This window comes from Amycolatopsis sp. NPDC031561, from assembly GCF_055580625.1.
The window spans coordinates 147,259-168,795 of record NZ_JBVILA010000005.1 but is presented as its reverse complement, the minus strand read 5'-3'; the positions used below and the strand labels follow the sequence as shown (position 1 = coordinate 168,795).

The following is a 21,537-nucleotide window of genomic DNA, read 5'->3' as shown; positions in this document are numbered from 1 at the left end:
AAACCCCGTGATGCTGCCAGGTCGGGGGTCCGCCAGCATCACGGGGTCGTAGTGGGTATCGACGCTGCGTTCCGCGGCGTTACACCCCACACGCTATGTGTCGTAGGTCACTCGAATGGGCGACACCTACAACGGTTGTTGTCGGATCAGCGCATGTGCGTGTGGTGCGCCTGGGAAATAGCGATGAGCTCCTGACGAACGGTCGCGGTGGCCGCGGTGTCGATCGCCCGGTTCAGGGCCCGGCGAGTGCGAGCCTCGGCGCGACGGGCTCGGAGCTTGGCGGCGATGTTGTTCATCGGTTTAAGTCATCCCCTTGAGGGTCTTGAGTCTTGGTGGCTGTGTCTCTAGTATGCACTCTTTTTCACAAGGAAGCCAACGATTATCCGGTGACTTGGCACACCTGCCGATGAATCATCGGCAACTAGAGAGGAAATCCGGAGAGATTTGGTGTCACCGGTCACTTCTTGATAACGCCAGGTGTCTCTAGCGTCCTCGCTATACGGCCTCGGAAACCCTTATGGAGCAGGCGGCGCGCGAGCTTCGACGGCCCCCGTCCGAGAACGCCCAGGATGCCGCGCCGCGGGATGATCGTCGACGTCATCGCTTCTCGCAGCGTGACACCTTCCGGATCGGCCGCTTCGGTGTGACTGAGTAGCGCTCTCTACGGCTTTCTAGTTCTCAAGCTAGAGAAGAAGAGAAAGGTCTAGTCCCGGCCGAGCAGGTAGTGGCCGAAGTGCGGGACGGTGAAGGCGATGTGCCCGCGCTCGGCGGAGTACACCAGGCCCTTCTTCATCAGGCTGTCCCGCGCCGGCGACAGTGACGACGGCTTCCGCCCCAGGTAGACGGCCACATCGGCGGTGCCGGCGGGTTCGTCCCGGCCCTGCGTCAGCTCGGCCATCGCGAGCAGGTACTCGCGTTCGGCGGGCGTCGCGCGCTCGTAGCGGGAGCCGAAGAAGCCGACAGCGAGTTCCGATTCGGCCTCCGGCGCGGCGACCTGGACGTCCTTCACGGTGATCGGATCGGCGGGCGCCGCGTCCCAGGCGGCCTTGCCGTACGCCTGGATGAAGTACGGGTAACCGCCGGACGCGTCGAACAGCGCGTCCAGCGCCTCCGGTTCGATGCCCGCGTCCTCGCGTTCGATGGGCGCCATCACCGCGAGGTCGGCGTCTTCGCGCTCGAGCCTGTCGATGCGCGCGTAGCGGAAGAGACGTTCCGAGTACGACTTCGACGCCGAAAGGACTGCGGGCACGTGCGGCAGTCCCGCGCCGACCACGACCAGCGGCGCCCCGGACTGCGAAAGCTCGTGGCAGGCGGCGCAGAGCGCGGAAACGTCCTCGGGCAGCAGGTCCTGGATCTCGTCGATCAGCAGCGCGACCCCGGTGCCGACGTCCGCGGCCAGTTCCGCGACCTCGGTGAACAGCTCGACCAGGTCGATCTCGATGTCGCCCGAATCGGCCCGGCCCACTGCGGCGGGGACGTCGATGCCGGGCTGCCAGCGGTCACGGAGCTTCGCGTCCGGTTTGTTGGCGCGCAGCGCGAACGCCTTGAGCACGCCGAGTACCTGCTCGACCCGGTCCGGCGCGCGATGGCGGACGGCGAGATCGCGGATCGCGCGGTGCAGCGCGGCCGAGAGCGGTCGCCGGAGTTCGGTGTCGGGGCGGGCTTCGATCTTGCCCGCGCCCCAGCCGTGCTTGATCGCCTTCGAGCGCAGTTCGCCCAGCAGCACGGTCTTGCCCACGCCGCGCAGGCCGGTCAGCATCAGGCTGCGCTCGGGTCTGCCGCGCGCGACCCGTTCGAGCACGACCTCGAAGGCCTGGAGCTCGCGCAGGCGACCTGCCAGTTCGGGCGGCCGTTGACCGGCTCCCGGGGCGAAGGGGTTGCGGATGGGATCCACTCTCGCACGCTATCGGCGTTTCTAGCCTCGACCCGATATTCCGCCATAGAGGGATAGGCGTGTCGCGGCGGGTTACTCCGAGTGGACGGGTCTGCAGCCCCGTCCCTCGTTCTTACTCACTCAGGTTGCGCTCGGCATAGACCGCCATCGCGTCGCGGATGAACTCCGCGGTGCCCGGGCCGTGCTTCTCGTCGTACTGCCCGTAGCGCGGGTCGTCGACGTACAGCTGCCCGAGACCGGCGAAGTAGCCCTTCGACACGGCACGCACGGCCGGCCGGAGCCACTCGTACAGCCGACGCGTGATCGCCTGGACTTCGTCGCCGTCGGCGGGCAGGCCCTTGCCGCGGGCCTCGCCGAACGCGGCCGCGATGTCCTTCTGTTCCTGCTGGTGCGCCTTCTTGTCCTCGGTGCTCAGCGACTTCCACCACCGATCACCCTGCTTGTAGGCGTCGGCGCCCCAGCGTTCGGTGACCTCCTTCTCGTACTTCGTGTGGTCGAAGCCGTCGAACACTTCCGCTGCCATCAGTCGTTCACCTCTCTCTGTCTTCTTCAAGGTCGTCCTGACCGATTCGATCTGCCGTCCGAGCCGCTGTCGCTCCTGCTCCAGCCACTTCAGGTGCGTGCGTAGCGCCGCTGTCGTGTCCTGTTCCCCTTCGAGCACTTCGCCGATCGCGGGCAGGCTCAGCCCGAGTTCGCGAAGCAGCAGGATCCGTTGCAGCCGCACCAGCGCGTCCTGGTCGTAGTAGCGGTATCCGTTGCTCCCCACCCGGCTCGGTTCGAGCAGCCCGATGTCGCCGTAGTGGCGCAGCGTGCGGCTCGTGGTCCCGGCCGAGCGGGCGATGTCCTGGATCGACCACTCCGTCTCGTTCGGCATGTCCACGAAGGTAGAGGTTGACGTTGCGTCAAAGTCAATCGAAGTTCATCCGACGGTGGCATGGTTCACCCATGAAGACATTCGCGCTGGTCATCGCCGCCGCGCTGACCCTGACCACGGCGGGGGTCGCCGACGCGCATCCGCGTCGCGCCTTCGACGTCCAGGCTCACCGCGGCGGACTCGGTCTCACGGTCGAGAGCACGCTCGCGTCGTTCGGCAAGGCGATGGAGCTGGGGGTGACCACGCTCGAACTCGACATCCAGATCACCAAGGACGGTCGCGAGGTGATCACCCACGACCGCAAGACGACCCCCGCGAAGTGCCGCGACACCGCGCCCGCGACGCCTGGCGATCCGGCGTACCCGTACGTCGGCAAGTACGTGAAGGACCTGACGTTCGCGCAGGTCCGCACGCTGGACTGCGGCTCGATCCGGCAGCCCGCGCACCCCGGCCAGACGCTCTCCCCCGGCGCCAAGATGCCGACCCTCGCCGAGTTGTTCCGGCTCGCGCGCGACCACCGCGCCTGGGGCGTCAAGTTCAACATCGAGACCAAGGTCGAGGCCGCCGCGCCGCACGAGACGGCGCCGCGCGAGCAGTTCGTCCAGCGGGTGGTGCGCGAGATCCTGCGCGGCGGGTTCGCGCACAACGTCACCGTCCAGAGCTTCGACTGGGGCGCGCTGATGCTGCTGCGCAAGGTCGCGCCGTGGATCCCGACGGTCGCGCTGACCCAGCCCGAGTTCCTCCACGTCGGCCAGCCGGGCAAATCTCCGTGGCTCGGCGGGCTCGACATCGACGACTTCGGCGGCAGCCCGATCCGCGCGGTGAAGTCGTTCGGCGCGAGCGCGCTCTCGCCGGTGCACGGCAACCCGCAGGGCGGCAAGGTCGGCGATCCCGACTACCGGCCGTTCACGACGAAGGCGCTGGTCAGCGAGGCGCATCGCGCCGGGATCAAGGTCGTGCCCTGGACGATCGACGATCCGGCCACCATGCACAAGCTCATCGACGACGGTGTCGACGGCATCATCACCGACTATCCGGACCGGCTGCGGCAGGTCGCGGCCGACCGTGGCTTCAAGCTGCCGAGGGCGTATCCGGCTCGCTAGCCGAATCTAGCCCTCTCTAGTTCCAGAGAAATATTCGAAGATACTCCGTTAGCGCGGTTCGGCGCCCCGGCGGACGGGAAGTCTGGGGATAGATTTGCTTTCCTCAGGGTTCGGATCAAGAAAGGCAACGACCGTGATTCTCCGTCGCGTCGCACGTCCGCTCCTCGCCGCGATCTTCATCTCCGGCGGGATCGGCGCACTGAGGGACACCCAGGGGCACGCCAAGGCCGCGGAGCCGTTCCTCACCGAGTCCTTCGACAAGCTGGAGGGTGTGGTGCCGGAATCGGTGCCGCGCGACCCCGCCACCCTCGTCCGGATCGACGCCGCGGTGAAGGTCGGCGCCGGGCTCGCGCTCGCGGCGGGCAAGGCACCGCGGCTGGCTTCGCTGCTGCTGCTCGGCAGCCTCGTCCCGACCACGCTGGCCGCGCACCGGTTCTGGGAGATCAAGGAACCGGCCGAGCGTCAGCAGCAGCAGATCCAGTTCATCAAGAACGCCGGTCTCGCCGGTGGCCTGCTGCTCGCCGCCGCCGACACCGCCGGCAAGCCTTCGCTGGGCTGGCGCGCCAAGCGCGCCGCGTCCAAGACGGAGAAGCGCGCCGAGAAGCTGGCGAAGAAGGCTGAAAAGGCCATCACCAAGTAAGACGACCCGCGTTTAGTCCTCTGGATGCGTTCTTGGCGCATCTAGAGGACTAAACGCGTGGGGTCACGAGGTGAAGGCCTCGATGTCCTCCGCCTCGACGACCGTCCGGACCTCGACCTCGATCTCGTCGAACAGGGCCGCGTAGGTCTCGGCGAAGGCGACGGCCTCGGCCAGGTCCTTGGCGTTGATCAGCGCGAATCCGCCGATGACCTCTTTGGCCTCGGTGAACGGGCCGTCGGTCGCGGTGATCTTGCCGCCGCGCACCTTGCGGACCTTCGCGCCCCGCTCGGACGGGTGCACGCCCTCCGCCGTGATCAGGATGCCCTTCTTGAACGAGTCCTCGATGAAGGCGCCCATCTGCTCGATGAACTCCTTGCTCGGGTTCCACGCCTCCGGGGCGCTCTCGTCCAGCCGGTGCATCATCAGAAACCGCATCGCTGCTCCTCAGTGTCTTGGCGGGGCTTTGTCCGCTCCGCCCTCACCAGCGCGTCGACCGGTCCGACGACGGTTCGACATTTTGGACGAAGAAATTTCTAGCGGCTCGCGACCTTCTTGTACTGGGCCGTCGCCAGCGGCGCGAAGATCGCGATGATGGCGATGCAGCACAGGATCGCGTACAGCGACGCGTTCTCGGCGGGCCAGCCCGTCGGGGGTGCGCCGAAGCGGTTGCCGAACAGGTCACGCGCGGAGTTGATCACCGCGGTGAACGGGTTCCAGTCGGCGATCGCCTTCAGCACGCCCGGCAGCTTGTCCGCCGGGACGAACGCCGTCGAGATGAAGCTCAGCGGGAACATCCACATCAGACCGGCGCTCTGCGCCACCTCGACGCTGCGCGCGACGAGCCCGATCCACGCGCCGACCCAGGACAGCGCCCAGGCGAACATCAGCATCACCAGGTAACCGAGCACCGCGTCGAGGAAGCTGCCGCGGATCCGCCAGCCGACGAGCAGCCCGCACAGCGACATGACGATCAGCGCGACCACGCTGATCACCAGATCCGACGTCGTCCGGCCGAAGATCACCGCGAGGCGGGAGATCGGCAGCGACCGGAACCTGTCGATGATGCCCTTCTGCAGGTCGTTCGCGAACCCGATCACGGTGAACGCCGAGTTGAACGCGACCGTCTGCGCGAAGATGCCGGCGATCAGGAACTCGCGGTACGCGAGCCCGCCCGCTTCCCCGCCGATCGCGTCGCCGAAGACGTACGCGAACAGCAGCACGAACATGATCGGCTGAAGCGTCGCCGCCATCAGCCAGTCCGGGTTGCGCTGGACGTTCTTCAGGTTCCGCCAGGTGATCACTCCACCGTCGGAAAAGGCCTTCGCGACCGCGCTCACTTCTTCTCCCCCTCGTCCGTGGCGTGCCCTGTCAGCGAAAGGAACACGTCGTCGAGCGTCGGCCGGTGCAGCGCGACGTCCTGGACGGCGACGCCCTGCGCGTCCAGCCGCCGCAGCGCCTCGATCAGCGCCTTCGGCCCGCCCTCGACGAGGACGTCGACCTTGCGGGTGTGCTCGTCGATCGACGGCGTGCCCGAGCCGACCTCGGCGAGGACCTGGGTGGTCGCCGCGAGGTCGTCGGCGGACGCGACGACCAGTTCGAGCCGCTCGCCGCCGATCTCCTGCTTGAGCTCGTCGGCCGTGCCGCGCGCGATGACCTTCCCCTTGTCGATCACCACGATCGAGTCGGCCAGCTGATCGGCCTCCTCCAGGTACTGCGTGGTCAGCAGGACCGTGGTGCCGTCGGCGACCAGTTCCTTGATGACCTCCCACGTCTCGATCCGGCCGCGCGGGTCGAGCCCGGTGGTCGGTTCGTCGAGGATCACCACCGTCGGCTCGGCGACCAGCGCCCCCGCGAGGTCGAGCCGTCGCCGCATACCGCCGGAGTACGTCTTGGCGGGGCGGTCCGCGGCGTCCTCCAGCCGGAACCGCGCGAGCAGCTCGCGCGCTCGGGCCTTCGCCGCGGCCTTCTTGCTCCCGTACAACCTGCCGACCATGTACAGGTTCTCGAACCCGGTGAGGTTCTCGTCCACGGCGGCGTACTGCCCGGACAACCCGATCGAGCGCCGGACGGCGTCGGGCTGGGCCAGCACGTCATACCCGGCCACCTCCGCTTCGCCCGAATCCGGGCGAAGCAGCGTGGTCAGGATGCGGACCGTCGTCGTCTTTCCGGCGCCGTTCGGCCCCAGCAGGCCCAGCACCTTGCCCGTCGGGATCGACAGATCGACCCCGTCGAGTGCCCGGGTGGACCCGTAGGTTTTGACCAGCGCTTTCGCCTGTACTGCGAACATGCGGACAAACTAGACCCCGGCACCGACAAAGGCACCGGGGTTTTTCCCGGATCCGCTCAGAGCGGACGGGCTACTTTTCGAGGATCGCGGTGACGCCCTGGCCGCCCGCGGCGCAGATCGAGATGAGTCCGCGGCCGGATCCCTTCTCGTTCAACAGCTTCGCGAGGGTGGCGACGATGCGGCCGCCGGTCGCGGCGAACGGGTGCCCGGCCGCCAGCGACGAGCCGTTGACGTTCAGCTTCGCCCGATCGATGGAGCCGAGCGGCTCGTCGAGGCCCAGCTTCCCCTTGGCGAACGCCGGGTCCTCCCAAGCCTTGAGGGTGGCGAGCACCTGCGACGCGAAGGCCTCGTGGATCTCGTAGAAGTCGAAGTCCTGCAAGGTGAGCCCGGCGCGCGTGAGCATCTGCGGGACGGCGTATGCGGGCGCCATCAGCAGGCCTTCGTCGCCGTGGACGTAGTCGACGGCCGCGGTCTGCGAGAAGGTCAGGTACGCCAGCACGGGAAGCTTCCGTGCCTTGGCCCACTGCTCGGTCGCGAGCAGGACCGTCGACGCGCCGTCGGACAGCGGCGTCGAGTTGCCCGCGGTCATCGTGCCCTCGGGACCGCCGAAAGCGGGCTTCAGCTTCGCGAGCTTCTCGACGCTGGACTCCGGCCGCAGGTTCTGATCGCGGGCCAGCTTGAGGTACGGCGTCACCAGGTCGTCGAAGAAGCCCTTGTCGTACGCGGCGCCGAGACGCTGGTGGCTGGTCGCGGCGAGTTCGTCCTGCGCCTCACGCGTGATCTCCCAGACCTTCGCGGTCAGCGCGGCGTGCTCGCCCATGGACAGGCCGGTGCGCGGCTCGGAGTTGCGCGGGATCTCGGGGACGATGTGGCCGGGACGCAGCTTCGCGGCGAGTTTCAGCCTTTCGGGGAGCGTCTTCGCGGCGTTGAGCTGTACGAGGATCTGGCGCAGGTCGTCGTTGACCGCCAGCGGGGCGTCGGAGGTGGTGTCGACGCCACCCGCGATGGCCGAGTCGATCTGGCCGAGGGCGATCTTGTTGGCGACGTTGACGATCGCCTGCAGACCGGTGCCGCAGGCCATCTGCACGTCGGAGGCCGGAGTGGCGGGGTTCAGCCTGCTGCCGAGGACGCTTTCGCGGGCCAGGTTGAAGTCGCGGGCGTGCTTGAGCACCGCGCCGGCGGCGACCTCGCCGATCACCTCGTCCTGCAGGGAGAAGCGGCTGACCAGGCCGTCGAGGGCGGCCGTGAACATGTCCTGGTTCGACGCCTTCGAGTACGGACCGTTCGAACGGGCGAAGGGGATCCGGTTGCCGCCGATGATCGCTACCTTGCGCACGGGTGCCGTCCTTTTCGTGGCCATTTTTTCCACTCCTCCGTAGGCTCTCTCACACTGTAACCTACTCACGGGTAGGTTAGACTGCGACGTGATGCAAACGGCACGGGAGGCACGTAATGGCTGACAGGTACCAGCAGTTCACGAAATCCCCGGTGGGGAAGTTCGTGGTGCCGAAGCTCGGCCTGCCGAACCCCGCGACGCTTCGCCGGTACAAGCCCGGCCAACCCGCCCTCGAGGGTCCCGCACTTCTCGGCGCCGCGCCGGGCGGTCGCCTCGAAAAGGTGATCGAGGGGCAGCTGCACCGCGCGGGCATCGACGTCATTTCGACGGCGGCCGACAAGCACGCCGCGCTCGTCTTCGACGCGACAGGCGTGAAGGACCCGAAGCAGCTTCGCGAGGTCTACAACTTCTTCCACCCGGTGATCCGCAGCGTCGGTTCGTCGGGCCGCGTCGTCATCCTCGGAACGCCACCGGAGCTGGCCGAGGGGCACGAGCGAATCGCCCAGCGCGCGCTCGAAGGCTTCGTGCGCTCCGTCGGTAAAGAACTGAAGCGCGGCGCGACCGCTCAGCTCGTGTACGTCGCCGAAGGGGCCGAAGAGGCCACTGAATCCACGCTCCGTTTCCTGCTGTCGTCGAAGTCCGCCTTCGTCGACGCCCAGGTCATCCGCGTCGGGACCGAGACCAAGACCGCCTCCGCCCCGGCCGACTGGGCGAAGCCCCTCGACGGCAAGGTCGCGCTGGTCACCGGCGCCTCCCGCGGTATCGGCGCCGCCATCGCCGAGGTGCTGGGCCGCGACGGCGCCCACGTCGTCGCGCTCGACATCCCCGCGCAGGGCGCGGACCTGTCCAAGGTGGCCAACAAGGTCGGCGGCTCCGCGCTGCAGCTGGACATCACCGCCGCCGACGCGCCGGAGAAGCTCGCCGAGTACCTGACCACGCGTCACGGCGGTGTCGACATCGTCGTGCACAACGCGGGCATCACTCGGGACAAGACGCTGGGCAACATGACCGAAGGCGGCTGGGACTCGGTCATCTCGGTCAACCTCGCGTCGCAGCTCGCGGTGAACGAGAAACTGCTGTCCGGCAAGGTGCTCCACGAGAACGGCCGGATCATCGGCGTCTCCTCGATCGCGGGCATCGCGGGTAACGTCGGCCAGACCAACTACGCCACCAGCAAGGCGGGCGTCATCGGCATGGTGAACGTCGGCGCGCCGACGCTCGCCGAATACGGCGGCACGATCAACGCCGTCGCGCCCGGCTTCATCGAGACCAAGATGACCGCCGCCGTCCCGCTGTTCATCCGCGAGGCAGGACGGCGGCTGTCCAGCCTCGGCCAGGGCGGGCTCCCGGTCGACGTCGCCGAGACGATCGCCTGGTACGCGAACCCGGCTTCGGCCGCGGTCAACGGCAACGTGGTCCGCGTCTGCGGCCAGGCATTGCTGGGGGCGTGATCATGGCGGTCAAGGAACTTCGCGAGTCGCCGAGCCTGTCTTCGTTGTACCCCAAGGCGTTGCTCGGGTCGCTGCGCAAGAGCGGCGGGAGCACGCTGCCGTCGACCGAGTTCGTCCGCGAGGGCGTCGTCGTCGATCCCGCGCATCTCGCCGCGTACAACCAGGTGTGCGGATTCCGGCTGGACGACGTACTTCCGGCGACGTATCCGCATATTCTCGCGTTCCCGCTGCAGATGGCGCTGATGACCGAGGACGACTTCCCGTTCCCGTTGCTGGGCATGGTGCACGTCAACAACCGGATCACCCAGCACCGGCCGCTGCGGCTCGACGAGTCGTTCACCCTGCGCGTGCGCGCCGAGGATCTGCGCCCGCACGAGAAGGGCAAGCAGTTCGACGTGGTCAGCGAGCTGCTCGTCGGTGACAGTCCTGTGTGGACGGACGTCAGCACGTACCTGCGCCGCGGTGGCGGCAGTGGCGAGAAGACCTCGCGCGGTCAGCTCTCGCAGCCCTCGCCCACCGCGATCTGGCAGGTGCCCGGCGACATCGGCCGCCGCTACGCCGAGGTCTCCGGCGACCGCAACCCGATCCACCTGCACTCGATCACCGCGAAGGCGTTCGGGTTCCCGGCCGCGATCGCGCACGGCATGTGGACGAAGGCGCACGCGCTCGCGGCGTTCGAAGGCAGGCTGCCGGAGGCGTTCACCGTCGACGTCAAGTTCAAGCAGCCAGTGCTGTTGCCGGCGAAGGCGGCGTTCACCACGTGGAGTGAAGGCAGGGGCTGGGCCTTCGAACTCTGGAACGCGCGCAAGCCGAAGCCGCACTTGGAAGGGTCAGTCGTCGCTCTCTGACGGCTTCCAGATCTCGCCCTCGACGAGGTCGTTGAACCCGAGCCAGACGAGGTTCATCAGCCACGAGGCGAGTACGCCGTCGGAGACATCGGGGTGGTCGAGCGCCCAGTCGGCCAGCGACTCGGCCGCCCCGACCAGCGCGGCGGACAGCCCGGCACCGGAGAACTCGGCCTGCTCGCCGAGGCCCTTGCGGGTGCCGGCGGACACGACCAGCGCGGCGACCAGCTCGATCGCGCGGGTGCGCATGTCGGTGATCTCCGCGGCGAAGGCGCCGCCGACGGTCATCGCCTGGCGGTGCAGCACCGTCCAGGACTCGCGGTAGTCGGCGACGAACCGGTAGAACGCGCGGAGACCGTGCCAAAGCTGCATGTCAGGCGGCAGGTCGGGCTTGATCCCGTCCTGCACCGCCTCCAGCAGACGGGTGGCCTCGCGGCGGATGCACGCGCCGAAAAGGTCTTCCTTGGACCCGAGGTAGGTGTAGATCATCGGCTTGGACACGCCGGCGACCTCGGAGATCTCGTCCATCGACGCGGAGTGATAGCCGTAGCGCGAGAACACCGAGACCGCTGCGTCCAGGATCTGGCGTTCCCGCACCGCTCTCGGCAGCCTTTTGGCGCGTTCGGCGGGACGCGGTACTTCCTCGGACACTCAGGACCTCCCCTTAGTTCGCGTAAGACGCTACCGGGCTACCTCCGGCGGGGGTGATTTCGGCACGCTTGCCCGCCTACCTACTGGCGGGTAGCCTTACGCCTGGGTAGGCGAGCTGGAGGGAAAAATGACCGAGATCGTGGGGCTGACCGGCCGCGCGCTGGTCGACGCGCTGGAACGGATCGAGCCGGATTCGGCCGAGGCGCACTCTCTCGACGTCAACGAGGTCGCGGGCGCCATCGACCCGAAGGACCTCGGGAAGGACGACGTCCGGCGGCTGCTGGCCTCGCTCGGACGGCTCGCCGAGTCCGCGCCCGCGTTCGACCTCCGCAAGGTCGACCCGGCCCGGTTCGCGAACCTCGTCGCCCGCGCCTCGCGCACGCAACTCGAGAGCGTCGTCGCCGAGCGGCCGCTCCGGGAGCGCGTGCTGGCCGAGATCTTCGACCGCATGGGCGCCCACATCCGGCAGGACCGGGCGAAGTCGCTGCACGCCGTCGTCCACTGGCGGCTGTCCGGCGGCGTCGGCGATGGCGGGTACGACCGCTACGAGACTGTGATCTCGCACGGTGAATGCACGGTCAGCCGGGACATGAAGGAGAAGCCGAGGGTGACGATCACGATCGCGCCCGTCGACTTCTTCCGGCTCATCACCCATCAGGCGACCCCCGCTGTGCTATTCGTCACCGGAAAGATCAAAGTAAAAGGTGACCTGGCCTTCGCGGCGGGCCTGATCGGTTTCTTCGACCTTCCGAAACCGTCCTGAACCCGGCCGAGCAGATACACTTCCGTGCCGTGCCCCGAAATTCTCCGAACCGGCGCTGGCGGGACAAGGTGCGCCTTTCCCGTCCGTTGAGGCTGCACAAGACGCGCACCGGCGGCGAGCACGTCGTCAACGCCTTCGCGGAGAAGCTCGAGCTCGCCAAACTGAGCCCCGAGCAGTTCGTGCAGGTGCTGGAAACCCTGCACATGCTGGGGGAAACCGGCGCGGGTATCGAGTTGAGCTCCCTGGAGACCGAGGTGCTCGTCGACATCGTGCAGCGGGCGTCGCGGGAGCAGCTCAAAGCGATCTCCGATCACCCGGAACTGCGTTCGGCCTTCCTCGACGAGATTTTCCGCAGAATGTCGGACCATTTCGCTCCCGAACGCGCACGGCATGTCGACTTCGTCGTCGCATGGCGTTTTACCGACGGTAACGGAGAAGACGGTTTCGATCGCTTTCAAACGGTCATCGAAGACGGCGTCTGCGTTTCGAGCACCGATCTCGCGCGCACTCCGGACACCACCATCACGCTGTCCGTCGACGACTTCATCCGGATGGCCACCGGCAACGCGGCCGTGGCGGCGATGTTCGTGACCGGCAAGGTGAAGGTGAAGGGCGAATACGCGCCTGCGGTCCGGTTCAGCGGGTACTTCGACATCCCGAAGCCGAGCGGAAGCTAGCCACCTGGCTCGTCGAGAGTTCGCTGGGACGTGCGGCGATAACGGACGTTGGGGCTCCGCAGGTTTCGCTCCGTTGCTTCGATCAACCCCTGCCGGAGCAGGACGGTCAACCATCGCGTCATCGTGCGGTCGTGCAGTCCGGTCGCCGCCACCAGATCGGCGCGTGTCGCCTCGTCGTCACCCAGTGCGTCAAGGATTTCTTCGCGCCGGTCGGCGCGGCGTTTCGGAGGTGCCGGACTGTCCGTCGAAGCGGGGGCCACGTCCTCGGCGACGGTGTAGTGCGCGTACCGGCGACCGCCGGCCGGGACCAGGAGCCCCCGGGCGACAAGATCACCGAGCTCTTCGGTCGCCACCCTCGAATCGAGGTTGTTGGCGTTTCGATAAGCCTGATTGTTGAGTGGCTCCCCGTGGAACAGCATCGCGAGGCCGTGGCATTGGCTGTCGGTGAGGCCGTGCTCGTCCAGTGAAGCGATCCAGCGAACCGCGTCATCGCCCATCAACGTGTGGTTCGGGAAGGTCGCCGTGAAGGTGGAAATGTCATCGGCGAACCGAGGCGGGCTGAGCTTGGCGTCGCGCATGGCGGCCAGCATCGCCGGGATCCCGGAGCCGCGGTTTTCACAGATCGGACGATCCGACCCGGGCAACGGGGTGTCTTCGAGGATCTTCAGCAGCGTCGCGTTGCGAGCCGAAGACGTCCCTTCGACGCCGAGGTTCTCTTCGCGGACTGACCCGTAAAGGCCGCCGGGGTTACGGATGAGCAGACGGTCGGGGTACATCTCGACCTGCACCTGTGTCCCGTGGGAAGAGCCCGAGTAGTCGCGGTGCACCAGCGCGTTCACCACTGCTTCCCGTAGCGCGGTCTCGGGGTACTCGTACGTCTCGGCCCGCCCGGCGCCGCGAACGGTGGATCGTCGTTTCATGTTGCGACGGAGAGCGATGAGCGCTTCGTCCACCATCACCGGAATCGGTCCCTCGGCCGCGACGTTGTCGATGAACCGCGTCCCGTTTCGTGGATCAGGCCCGGATTTCGTCGGGTAGTGCACGAAGGTCAGCATGAGTTGCGGGAAGAACTCCTGAGGGTATTCCCCCAGCGCCAGCAGTCCCGCGAGGGAAAGTTCAGTGCCGACGAGAACTTTCGCGCGGCGCAACGCCGCGGTCGTGTCCAAGTTCGCGAAGGCCCTGCTGCGGTGCCGCCGGAGCCGGCTCAGAAAGGTGTCGACCAGGGCGTTGTCGAGATTCGCGACGGTCGTACCTGCGACGGGCTTCTCGTCGTCCCGAGGTTGACCTCGGTTCGCCATCATCAGTTGTACTTCGTACGGGGTCAGCCTGCGATCTCCATCGGCGACCCTGACGAAGCTCATACCGGTGCCGCGGCTGTACGAGGGCTTGCTGCCCGGCGGCAGTTCGGGGATCTCCGCGACCACCAGGGCCGCGCCCTCGAAACGGTGAGTCCCGATGAGCGGGCGTATCGGCGGCTCCAGGTTTTCCGAGCACAACGCCGCCAGATCGGCTTCCATCTTTGCCGGGTCGCGGACCCCGGTCGCCTCGAAACCCTGGGTTTCGTCGAGGCCGAGGATCAGGACGCCCCCGCTGGTATTGGCGAACGCGGAAAGTGTTTCGCGGACGCTCTTCGGCAGCTTGGTTTCAGCCCGTTTGGCCTCGACACAGGCGTGGTCGCCGCCGAGATCGCGAAGAACCGCGATGATCTCGGCGAGTTCGTCGTAGAGCATGCCGCCGTCCTAGCTTAGACATTAGCTTAGACATTAGCTTAGACACTGGAGTCCAGTGGCGAAGCTAGTGTCTAAGCTGGCGACACTCAGCCCTCGACGATGCGCCCCTCGATCACCGGCGGCTGCTTCTTGGCGGCCTCGGCGGGCGACGTGTCCATGACGACCTCGCTGTCCACGACCATCACCGGGCCGCGGGTGCGGTTGGCGAACTTGACCGCCCGGCGGGCCATCCGCTTCTGCCAGACCTTGCGCGCGACACTCCGTGTCGGCGGCAGGATCAGCAGCAGGCCGAAGACGTCGCTGACGAAACCGGGCAGCAGGATCAGCAGACCGCCAAAGCCGATCAGCATCCCGTCGGTGAGTTCCTTCTCCGCGTCGGCCGGTCGGCCGAGCCGCGCGGACTCGGCGAACGCCCGGAAGGCGCGGCCGCCTTCGCGGCGTGCGAGCCAAGACCCGATGAACGCACCGGCGAAGAGCAGCGCGATCGTGCCGAGCACGCCAACGGCCGAGCCCACCGCCCACACGGCGGCGATCTCGGCGACGACATAGAGCAAGAACGCGACAGCCATACTTGGACAACGTACGGCTTGCCCGTTTTGCTCCCAACCCCCGATACGGTGACCGAGGTCGCCGTATCGGGGGTTGGGTCAGCTGACGGCCTCGTCGAGATAAGCGGCGGCCTGCAGGGTGAAGAGGTCCGCATAGCCGGCCTTCGCCGCCATCAGCTCGTCATGCGTGCCGTATTCCGCGACCTTCCCGTGCTCCAGCAACAGAATCCGTTCCGCCTGCCGGACGGTGGAGAACCGGTGCGAGATGTACAGCGTCGTGCGTCCCTCCGAAAGCTCGCGCAGCCGCGAGAAGAGGTCGTGCTCGGCCTGGGCGTCCAGCGCGGAGGTCGGTTCGTCGAGGATCAGGATCGGCGCCTCCCGCAGGAATGCCCTGGCCAGCGCGATCTTCTGCCATTCGCCACCGGAAAGGCTGACGCCCTGATCGAACCAGCGGCCGAGCGGGCTGTCGTACCCGCTGGGCAGGCGCTCGATCCGCTCGTCGGCACCGGCTCGCTTCGCCGACTCCTCGATCCGCTCTCGATCGACGAGGTGCGTCAGATCGCCGAGCCCGATGTTCTCGGACGCCGTGCCCTGGTAGGTCACGTAGTCCTGGAACATCGCGCTGATCCGCTGCCGCAGTTCCACCGGGTCGTATTCGCGGATGTCGATGCCGTCGAGCAGGATTCGCCCGTCGGTCGGGTCGTACAGGCGGCACAGCAGTTTGAACAGCGTCGACTTCCCGGCGCCGTTGCGGCCGACGACGGCGACCGTCTCGCCCGGCCGGATCTCGAAGCTCACGTTGTCGAGCGCGGGTTCGACTACCCCGGGATAGGTGAAGGAAACTTCCTCGAACTCGATGTGTCCATCCACAGTGGACGGAAGGGGGCGCGGTTCCGGCGGCGCGACGATCTCCGGTTTCGTGCCGAGGAAGCGGTACAGCGTGTCGAGATAGAGATTGTTCTCGTACATTCCGGAAAACGCGGTGAACAGACCTTGGACCGACGTCTGCACCGACGCCGCGGCGGCCGTGTACAGCGCGAGATCGCCGAGGGTGAGCTTGCCGCCGACGGCCTCCAGCGCGATGTACAGCGCGATCGCGGATCCGGCGGCGGTACTCAGCAGACCCCACGACGTCGCGCTGACGCTGCGCTTGCGGGTCAGCGTCCGCTGGCGGTCGTAGAAGACCTGGCCCAGCCGCTGGAACCGGTCGACGAAGTACGGGCCGAGGCCGAAGAGCTTGGTCTCCTTGGCATACGTGTCCGTGGTGACCAAAGAGGACAGATAGTCCATCCGCCGTTTCAGCGGCGACATCATCAGTGTCAGCCAGAAGGCGCGGGCGCCGTATTTCGACTGCGAGATGAAGGCGGGGATCGGTGCCACGAGGGCGACGAGCGCCAGCAGCGGACTGACCGAGACGAGAAGCGCGATCATGCTGCCGAAGGTGATCGCCGTCCGGATCAGGCCCAGCGCCGAGTTCATCATCGACAGCGGCCGGGTCGGCGCTTCCTGCGCGGCCTGGCGCAGCATGTCGTAGGACGCTGAACCCTCGAAGTACGACAGATGCAGCTTGCTCGCGTGGTCCATCACCTGGTGGCGGATGGTCAGCGTCATCCGTTCCTGCAGCAGGGATTGGCCGTAGGTGGTCAGCGCCTGCGAGAGCGCGGTCAGCACGAGGACGCCGAACTGGAACAGCGCGACACCGACGATCGCGCTCTTGGTGCCGTGGCCCTGGATCGCCGCGACCACCGAGTCGATCAGCAGTTTCGCGATGTACGCGGTCGCCGTGGGCAGCAGACCGGAAAGCAGCGTCACGAGGGTGATCGTGATGGTCAGCAGCGGGCTCGCCTGCCAGGTCAGCTTCGCGACCTTGGGCAGGCCGCGGACCGTGCCCGAGACGTTGATCCACATGCGGCTGAGCCGCGATTTCAGGTCTTTCGGGACGGCTTCGGGTTCGGGCTCCGGGATGTCGACCGGACCGGTCAGCCCGCTGTCGGGCACCGTCGACGGCGGACGGCGTCGCCTGCCGCCCCGCGCCAGCAGCATCTCGATGCCGCCACCCCCACCGGGCGGGCCGATCACTCGGCCCCCAAGGCGCCGTGGAGGAACACGTCGACGAGTTCCATCGTGGTGGGTTCGTCGCCGGTCTCGCTGAACCGCATCCGGCCGTTGAACAGCAGCGACAGGAAGAGCGCCGCCAGTTGCGTCGCCGGCAGCCTGAGCCGTTTCTGTTCCGGTTCGAACAGCTCGGCCATGGCGTCACACATCGCGCTCATCGATTCCCGCCGCCGGTCCCTGCCGCCATGCTCGCGGTGTGCCGGCCGCTTGCCGGAACCGTGCATCGCGGCCATCAGCGCACCCATCCGCTGGAGGTGCGCGCTGAGCGCGTCGGCCGCCTCGACGAGCCTGTCGTCGAGAGGCTGTTCGAGGTCGATGACCGCGATGGCGTCGAGTACCTGGTCGGGCTTCAGCGCTTCGGCGAAGCAGGTGGCGAAGAGTTCGTCCTTGTCCTTGAAGACGCGGAAGACGGTGCCTTCGCCGATCCCGGCCGCGCGGGCGATCTGGCTGGTGGTGACCCCGGCGCCGTGCTCCACCATCAGTGGAAGCACGGACTGGACGATCATCCGGCGCCGCTCCTCCGGGCTCATTCCCGGCGCTCTCCGTCGGGTGGTGTCGGGGCTTGTCATGCGTCCAGTGTGCGGAGTGAGTGCTCACTCCGTCAAGCGATTAAGAATCACGGTACCTTCGATCCATGGAGCTGATCGTGTTCGCCATCTCCATCCCCGGCCTCTTCATCTTCCTCGCCGTGCTGATGGTGCTGGAGATCGCCGGCGGCAAGAAGCTGCCTTGGCGGCGCAAGAAGTCCGACGTCGAGAACCGCATGGCGACCGCGCTCGGCATGGAGGAACTCTTCGCGTTCTACTACGCGAGCAAGCGCACTGAGATGGAGCAGAAGCGCGTCGAGATCATGATGCGCGACGAAGACGCCGACGGTGCTCCGCCGCGCGGCCGCGTCGACCTCGACGCCGGGGTCGCGCGCATCCAGCTGCCACCCAAAGCCTAGAAGTACATGAAGGCCCCCTTCCTCGCGTCAGGCGCAAGGAAGGGGGCCTTCCTGTACTCGGGTCAGTAGGTGATCGCGACCGCGGGGTCGGCCAGCAGCGCGCCGACGTCGGCCAGGAACTCCGAACCCTGCTGCCCGTCGACCACACGGTGGTCGAAGCTCAGCGAAAGCTGGAGCACCTTGCGCACCTTGATCTCGCCGTCGACCACCCACGGGGTGTCCTTGATCGCGCCGAGGCACAGGATCGCGGACTCGCCGGGGTTGATGATCGGCGTACCGGTGTCGACGCCGAAGACACCGACGTTGGTGATGGTGATCGTGCCGCCGAGCATGGCCGCCGGAGTGGTCTTGCCCTCGCGGGCGACGTCGGTCAGCTCGGTGAGCGCGATCGCGAGTTCCTTGAGGGACATCGAATCCGCGTCACGGACCTTGGGCACGACGAGCCCGCGCGGGGTGGCCGCGGCGATCCCGAGGTGCACGTAGTCCTTGAAGACGATCTCCTGCGCCGCCTCGTCCCACACCGCGTTGACGTCCGGAGTGCGCTTGGCCGCCAGGCAGACGGCCTTCGCCGCGAAGGTCAGCGGGGTGACCTTGACCCCCGCGAACTCGCGCGACTTCTTGAGCTTCTCCCGGAATTCCATCATCGGCGTGACGTCGATGGTGAGGAACTCCGTGACGTGCGGGGCGGTGTACGCGCTCTGCACCATCGCGGCCGCGGTGGCCTTGCGGACACCCTTGATCGGCACCCGGCGTTCCCGGGTCGCGGGGTCGTAACCACTGTCCACAACGGACTGGAGCGAGGCGGCCGGAGCCGAACCGTTGGCGGCGGCGTGCACGTCGTCCCTGGTGATGACGCCGCCGTCGGCGGTGCCGGTGAGCGCGTGCAGATCGACGCCGAGGTCCTTGGCGAGTTTGCGCACCGGCGGCTTCGCCAGCGGTACGTATCCGCCCTTCGGCTTGGCGGGCGCCGCCGGAGCGACGGCCACCGCGGCGACAGGAGCGGCGACAGGAGCGGCGACAGGAGCGGCGACGGGAGCAGGAGCGGCCGGTGCCGCGCCCTTCCGAGCCCGGCGTGAAGTGACGACCGCCTTGGAGCCGTAGCCGACCAGCGGCTTCATCTCCTCCTCGGCAGGCTCCTCTTCCTTCGCGGCAGCGGGTGCCGGGGCGGAAGGGGCGGCCTTGCCGCCGGGGTCGACGTCGATGGTGAGGATCGGCGCGCCGACCTCCACGGTCTGCCCCGGTTCGACGAGCAGTTCGGTGACCACGCCCGCCCATGGGATGGGCAGTTCGACGGCGGCCTTCGCGGTCTCGACCTCGACCACGATCTGGTTCACCGTCACGGTGTCACCCGGCTTGACCTGCCAGGCGATGATGTCGGCTTCGGTCAGCCCTTCCGCCGTGTCGGCGAGGGGAAACTGTTTGTACTCGGGCATTTCAGGAATTTCCCCCTTACCAGGCGAGTGAACGGTCGACGGTGTGCAGCACCCGGTCCAGGTCGGGGAGGTAGTGCTCCTCGAGCTTGGCAGGCGGGTACGGCGTGTCGAATCCGGTCACCCGAAGCACGGGGGCTTCCAGCGAGTAGAAGCATTCTTGCTGCACGCGCGCGGCGATCTCCGAGGTCAGCGACGACTCCGACGGGGCCTCGCTCAGCGCGATCAGCCGTCCGGTCTTGCGCACCGACTCGAACACCGGCTCCAGGTCGAGCGGGGACAGCGTCCGCAGGTCGATGACCTCCAGCGACTTGCCCTCGTCCTCGGCGGCGGCCGCCGCGTCGAGCGCGACCTTCACCGACGGGCCGTACGCGACGACGGTGGCCGTCGTGCCTTCGCGGACGACGCGGGACTTGAACAGCTGGTCCGGCGTGCCGTCGACGTCGATTTCGGCCTTCAGCGCGCCGGAGTGGTACAGCTTCTTCGGCTCGAAGAACAGGATCGGGTCGTCGGCCTTGATGGCCTGCTGGATGCCCCAGTAGGCGTCGACGGCGTTCGAAACCGACACGACCTTGAGGCCGGGGACGTGCGCGAACAGCGATTCCGGCGACTCCGAGTGGTGCTCGACCGCGCCGATGCCACCGCCGAACGGCACCCGGATCACGATGGGCATCTTGATCCTGCCCTGTGTCCGGTAGTGCAGCTTCGCCACCTGGCTCACGATCTGGTCGAAGCCGGGGAAGATGAAGCCCTCGAACTGGATCTCGCACACCGGGCGGAAACCGCGGACGGCCAGGCCGACCGCGGTGCCGATAATGCCGGATTCGGCCAGCGGCGTGTCCAGGACGCGCTGCTCGCCGAAGTCCTTCTGCAGGCCGTCGGTGATGCGGAAGACGCCGCCGAGCTTGCCGACGTCTTCACCCATGATCAGGACCTTGGGGTCCTCTTCCATGGCGCGCCGGAGGCCGAGGTTGATCGCCTTGCCGATGGTGAGTTTCTGGAGGTCGGCCATTTCAGTGCTCACCCGCCCCGACGAAACCGTCCAGGTAGGACAGGAACTCTTCGCGCTGCGCGTCCAGCATCGGCGTGGACTCCGCGTACACGTTGGAGAAGATCCGCTCGGGTGGCGGTTCGGGCATGTTGAAGCAGTACTCGCGCAGCTCGGCCGCGAAGGCGTCCGAATCGGCCTGCACCTGGTCGAAGAACGCCTGGTCGGCGCCGCCACCGCGGGCGAGGTACGCCCGGACGCGCTCGATCGGGTCCTTCAGCTTCCACTCCTCCAGCTCGTCGGAGAGCCGGTAGCGGGTGGGGTCGTCGGTGGTGGTGTGCGCGTCCATCCGGTAGGTGAACGCCTCGATCAGCACCGGGCCGTTGCCGTGACGGCATTCCTCCAGCGCCCAGCGGGAGACCGCGAGGCAGGCGAGGACGTCGTTGCCGTCGACACGGATGCCGGGGAAGCCGTAACCGCGGGCGCGCTGGTAGAGCGGCAGGCGCGACTGGCGTTCGGTGGGCTCCGAGATCGCCCACTGGTTGTTCTGGCAGAAGAACACGAGCGGCGCGTCGTAGACGGCGGCCCAGACGAAGCCTTCGTGCACGTCACCCTGCGAAGTCGCGCCGTCACCGAAGTAACAGATGGTCGCTTCGCTGTCGTCGTCGCCGACCTTGCCTTCGAACTTCTGGCCCATCGCGTACCCGGCGGCGTTGAGCACCTGGTTGCCGATCACGATGGTGTACGGGTGGAAGCCGTGCTCCTTGTAGTCCCAGCCGCTGTGGTCGGTGCAGCGGAAGATGCCGAGCACCTCTTTGAGGTCGACGCCGCGGGCGTACGCGACACCGTGTTCGCGGTAGCTGGGGAACGCCATGTCCCGCTTCTGCAGCGCACGGCCGGAGCCGATCTGCGCGGCCTCCTGGCCGAGTAGCGGGACCCAGATGCCGAGCTGGCCCTGGCGCTGCATCGCGTTGGCCTCGCGGTCCGCGCGGCGGACCAAGACCATGTCGCGGTACAGGCCCTTGAGGGCTTCGGCATCGACGTCGTCGACATACCGGTCGAATTGCGGCGAGGAGACCCGTTCGCCTTCGGGGGTGAGCAGCTGAGTCAGCTCAGCGCCACCTTCGCTCGTTGCTCGCAAACCGGCGATCACCTGTTCGGGGGACGGTTGCGCCGCTACCGCGGCGGGGCCATCTCCAGGTTCCGGGTGCGTCCAGTGTTCGGACGGCATGCGCTGCTCTCCTTGATGTCGGCGCCTC

At 67.4% G+C, this 21,537-nt stretch carries 22 protein-coding genes; 7 read left to right on the top strand and 15 right to left on the bottom strand.

The window, feature by feature from the left end:
* Positions 1-146: 146 nt before the first annotated feature.
* The 3 genes from ACZ5IK_RS14835 to ACZ5IK_RS14825 all read right to left on the bottom strand — a co-directional run bounded on the left by ACZ5IK_RS14835 (position 147) and on the right by ACZ5IK_RS14825 (position 2,768).
* On the bottom strand, positions 147-296 hold the full coding sequence (locus ACZ5IK_RS14835) for a hypothetical protein (protein ID WP_005155873.1): 150 nt from the start codon (positions 294-296) through the stop codon (positions 147-149).
* 407 nt (positions 297-703) lie between these two features.
* Positions 704-1,894 carry an AAA family ATPase gene (locus ACZ5IK_RS14830; RefSeq protein WP_465488158.1) on the bottom strand — a complete coding sequence of 397 codons (1,191 nt, stop codon included), beginning with the start codon at positions 1,892-1,894 and terminating at the stop codon, positions 704-706.
* 112 nt (positions 1,895-2,006) lie between these two features.
* Complete coding sequence (locus ACZ5IK_RS14825; RefSeq protein WP_465488157.1) at positions 2,007-2,768, bottom strand: MerR family transcriptional regulator; 762 nt, start codon at positions 2,766-2,768, stop codon at positions 2,007-2,009.
* A 71-nt stretch (positions 2,769-2,839) separates the two neighbouring features.
* Here ACZ5IK_RS14825 and ACZ5IK_RS14820 point away from each other — a divergent pair, with 71 nt between their 5' ends.
* Both ACZ5IK_RS14820 and ACZ5IK_RS14815 read left to right on the top strand, forming a co-directional pair.
* Positions 2,840-3,871 (top strand): glycerophosphodiester phosphodiesterase family protein, encoded by a 1,032-nt coding sequence (locus ACZ5IK_RS14820; RefSeq protein WP_465488156.1) that lies wholly within the window; start codon positions 2,840-2,842, stop codon positions 3,869-3,871.
* A gap of 133 nt (positions 3,872-4,004) precedes the next feature.
* Positions 4,005-4,511 carry a DoxX family membrane protein gene (locus tag ACZ5IK_RS14815; RefSeq protein ID WP_465488155.1) on the top strand — a complete coding sequence of 169 codons (507 nt, stop codon included), beginning with the start codon at positions 4,005-4,007 and terminating at the stop codon, positions 4,509-4,511.
* Between the two features lie 63 nt (positions 4,512-4,574).
* Here the strand turns inward: ACZ5IK_RS14815 and ACZ5IK_RS14810 are convergent, their stop codons facing one another.
* The 4 genes from ACZ5IK_RS14810 to ACZ5IK_RS14795 form a co-directional block, all read right to left on the bottom strand.
* Positions 4,575-4,946: a YciI family protein gene (locus tag ACZ5IK_RS14810; protein WP_465488154.1), complete on the bottom strand. Its 372-nt coding sequence runs from the start codon at positions 4,944-4,946 to the stop codon at positions 4,575-4,577.
* A 98-nt stretch (positions 4,947-5,044) separates the two neighbouring features.
* Complete coding sequence (locus ACZ5IK_RS14805) at positions 5,045-5,848, bottom strand: ABC transporter permease (protein ID WP_184897485.1); 804 nt, start codon at positions 5,846-5,848, stop codon at positions 5,045-5,047.
* A complete protein-coding gene (locus ACZ5IK_RS14800) occupies positions 5,845-6,798 on the bottom strand; it encodes an ATP-binding cassette domain-containing protein (protein WP_465488153.1) in 954 nt (317 codons plus the stop codon). The genes ACZ5IK_RS14805 and ACZ5IK_RS14800 overlap by 4 nt, the downstream gene beginning before the upstream one ends.
* Before the next feature lie 70 nt (positions 6,799-6,868).
* Positions 6,869-8,158 (bottom strand): acetyl-CoA C-acetyltransferase, encoded by a 1,290-nt coding sequence (locus ACZ5IK_RS14795; RefSeq protein WP_101611455.1) that lies wholly within the window; start codon positions 8,156-8,158, stop codon positions 6,869-6,871.
* Positions 8,159-8,250: 92 nt separating this feature from the next.
* Between ACZ5IK_RS14795 and ACZ5IK_RS14790 the strand changes: the two genes are divergently transcribed.
* Positions 8,251-9,585 (top strand): 3-oxoacyl-ACP reductase, encoded by a 1,335-nt coding sequence (locus tag ACZ5IK_RS14790; protein WP_465488152.1) that lies wholly within the window; start codon positions 8,251-8,253, stop codon positions 9,583-9,585.
* A gap of 2 nt (positions 9,586-9,587) precedes the next feature.
* A complete protein-coding gene (locus tag ACZ5IK_RS14785; RefSeq protein WP_465488151.1) occupies positions 9,588-10,433 on the top strand; it encodes a MaoC family dehydratase in 846 nt (281 codons plus the stop codon).
* Here the strand turns inward: ACZ5IK_RS14785 and ACZ5IK_RS14780 are convergent.
* Entirely contained in the window at positions 10,416-11,081 is a 666-nt protein-coding gene (locus ACZ5IK_RS14780; protein ID WP_007032385.1) for a TetR/AcrR family transcriptional regulator, read from the bottom strand. The genes ACZ5IK_RS14785 and ACZ5IK_RS14780 overlap by 18 nt on opposite strands.
* Positions 11,082-11,208: 127 nt before the next feature.
* Here ACZ5IK_RS14780 and ACZ5IK_RS14775 point away from each other — a divergent pair, with 127 nt between their 5' ends.
* Positions 11,209-11,844 carry an SCP2 sterol-binding domain-containing protein gene (locus ACZ5IK_RS14775; RefSeq protein ID WP_101611453.1) on the top strand — a complete coding sequence of 212 codons (636 nt, stop codon included), beginning with the start codon at positions 11,209-11,211 and terminating at the stop codon, positions 11,842-11,844.
* Positions 11,845-11,930: 86 nt separating this feature from the next.
* Entirely contained in the window at positions 11,931-12,521 is a 591-nt protein-coding gene (locus ACZ5IK_RS14770) for an SCP2 sterol-binding domain-containing protein (protein WP_465488326.1), read from the top strand.
* Here the strand turns inward: ACZ5IK_RS14770 and ACZ5IK_RS14765 are convergent.
* From ACZ5IK_RS14765 to ACZ5IK_RS14750, 4 genes are all read right to left on the bottom strand, one after another.
* Positions 12,518-14,251, bottom strand: a complete 1,734-nt coding sequence (locus ACZ5IK_RS14765; RefSeq protein WP_465488150.1) for an ATP-binding protein — start codon at positions 14,249-14,251, stop codon at positions 12,518-12,520. The two genes, ACZ5IK_RS14770 and ACZ5IK_RS14765, sit on opposite strands and share 4 nt — an antisense overlap.
* Positions 14,252-14,337: 86 nt before the next feature.
* Positions 14,338-14,820 (bottom strand): FxsA family protein, encoded by a 483-nt coding sequence (locus tag ACZ5IK_RS14760; protein ID WP_465488149.1) that lies wholly within the window; start codon positions 14,818-14,820, stop codon positions 14,338-14,340.
* A gap of 78 nt (positions 14,821-14,898) precedes the next feature.
* Complete coding sequence (locus tag ACZ5IK_RS14755; protein ID WP_465488325.1) at positions 14,899-16,848, bottom strand: ABC transporter ATP-binding protein; 1,950 nt, start codon at positions 16,846-16,848, stop codon at positions 14,899-14,901.
* A 26-nt stretch (positions 16,849-16,874) separates the two neighbouring features.
* Entirely contained in the window at positions 16,875-17,444 is a 570-nt protein-coding gene (locus ACZ5IK_RS14750; RefSeq protein ID WP_101611451.1) for a TetR/AcrR family transcriptional regulator, read from the bottom strand.
* Positions 17,445-17,548: 104 nt separating this feature from the next.
* On the opposite strand from ACZ5IK_RS14750, the gene ACZ5IK_RS14745 reads away from it, so the two are divergent.
* Entirely contained in the window at positions 17,549-17,860 is a 312-nt protein-coding gene (locus tag ACZ5IK_RS14745; RefSeq protein ID WP_410601447.1) for a DUF6191 domain-containing protein, read from the top strand.
* A gap of 62 nt (positions 17,861-17,922) precedes the next feature.
* On the opposite strand, the gene ACZ5IK_RS14740 is transcribed toward ACZ5IK_RS14745, so the two are convergent.
* Genes ACZ5IK_RS14740 through pdhA form a run of 3 tightly spaced genes read right to left on the bottom strand, consistent with a single transcriptional unit; the run spans position 17,923 to position 21,509 of the window.
* Positions 17,923-19,293, bottom strand: a complete 1,371-nt coding sequence (locus ACZ5IK_RS14740; RefSeq protein WP_465488148.1) for a dihydrolipoamide acetyltransferase family protein — start codon at positions 19,291-19,293, stop codon at positions 17,923-17,925.
* Positions 19,294-19,309: 16 nt separating this feature from the next.
* A complete protein-coding gene (locus tag ACZ5IK_RS14735; RefSeq protein WP_465488324.1) occupies positions 19,310-20,302 on the bottom strand; it encodes an alpha-ketoacid dehydrogenase subunit beta in 993 nt (330 codons plus the stop codon).
* A 1-nt stretch (position 20,303) separates the two neighbouring features.
* Positions 20,304-21,509, bottom strand: a complete 1,206-nt coding sequence (gene pdhA, locus ACZ5IK_RS14730) for a pyruvate dehydrogenase (acetyl-transferring) E1 component subunit alpha (RefSeq protein ID WP_465488147.1) — start codon at positions 21,507-21,509, stop codon at positions 20,304-20,306.
* Positions 21,510-21,537 lie beyond the last annotated feature (28 nt).

Bases quoted from the DNA above. Each gene is read 5' to 3' on its own strand.
- ACZ5IK_RS14800 (WP_465488153.1), bottom strand. From the start codon at position 6,798: ATGTTCGCAGTACAGGCGAAAGCGCTGGTCAAAACCTACGGGTCCACC.
- ACZ5IK_RS14785 (WP_465488151.1), top strand. From the start codon at position 9,588: ATGGCGGTCAAGGAACTTCGCGAGTCGCCGAGCCTGTCTTCGTTGTAC.
- ACZ5IK_RS14820 (WP_465488156.1), top strand. From the start codon at position 2,840: ATGAAGACATTCGCGCTGGTCATCGCCGCCGCGCTGACCCTGACCACG.
- ACZ5IK_RS14735 (WP_465488324.1), bottom strand. From the start codon at position 20,302: ATGGCCGACCTCCAGAAACTCACCATCGGCAAGGCGATCAACCTCGGC.
- ACZ5IK_RS14810 (WP_465488154.1), bottom strand. From the start codon at position 4,946: ATGCGGTTTCTGATGATGCACCGGCTGGACGAGAGCGCCCCGGAGGCG.
- ACZ5IK_RS14750 (WP_101611451.1), bottom strand. From the start codon at position 17,444: ATGAGCCCGGAGGAGCGGCGCCGGATGATCGTCCAGTCCGTGCTTCCA.
- ACZ5IK_RS14740 (WP_465488148.1), bottom strand. From the start codon at position 19,293: ATGCCCGAGTACAAACAGTTTCCCCTCGCCGACACGGCGGAAGGGCTG.
- ACZ5IK_RS14745 (WP_410601447.1), top strand. From the start codon at position 17,549: ATGGAGCTGATCGTGTTCGCCATCTCCATCCCCGGCCTCTTCATCTTC.
- ACZ5IK_RS14760 (WP_465488149.1), bottom strand. From the start codon at position 14,820: ATGGCTGTCGCGTTCTTGCTCTATGTCGTCGCCGAGATCGCCGCCGTG.
- ACZ5IK_RS14790 (WP_465488152.1), top strand. From the start codon at position 8,251: ATGGCTGACAGGTACCAGCAGTTCACGAAATCCCCGGTGGGGAAGTTC.
- pdhA (WP_465488147.1), bottom strand. From the start codon at position 21,509: ATGCCGTCCGAACACTGGACGCACCCGGAACCTGGAGATGGCCCCGCC.
- ACZ5IK_RS14835 (WP_005155873.1), bottom strand. From the start codon at position 296: ATGAACAACATCGCCGCCAAGCTCCGAGCCCGTCGCGCCGAGGCTCGC.
- ACZ5IK_RS14795 (WP_101611455.1), bottom strand. From the start codon at position 8,158: ATGGCCACGAAAAGGACGGCACCCGTGCGCAAGGTAGCGATCATCGGC.
- ACZ5IK_RS14775 (WP_101611453.1), top strand. From the start codon at position 11,209: ATGACCGAGATCGTGGGGCTGACCGGCCGCGCGCTGGTCGACGCGCTG.
- ACZ5IK_RS14825 (WP_465488157.1), bottom strand. From the start codon at position 2,768: ATGCCGAACGAGACGGAGTGGTCGATCCAGGACATCGCCCGCTCGGCC.
- ACZ5IK_RS14765 (WP_465488150.1), bottom strand. From the start codon at position 14,251: ATGCTCTACGACGAACTCGCCGAGATCATCGCGGTTCTTCGCGATCTC.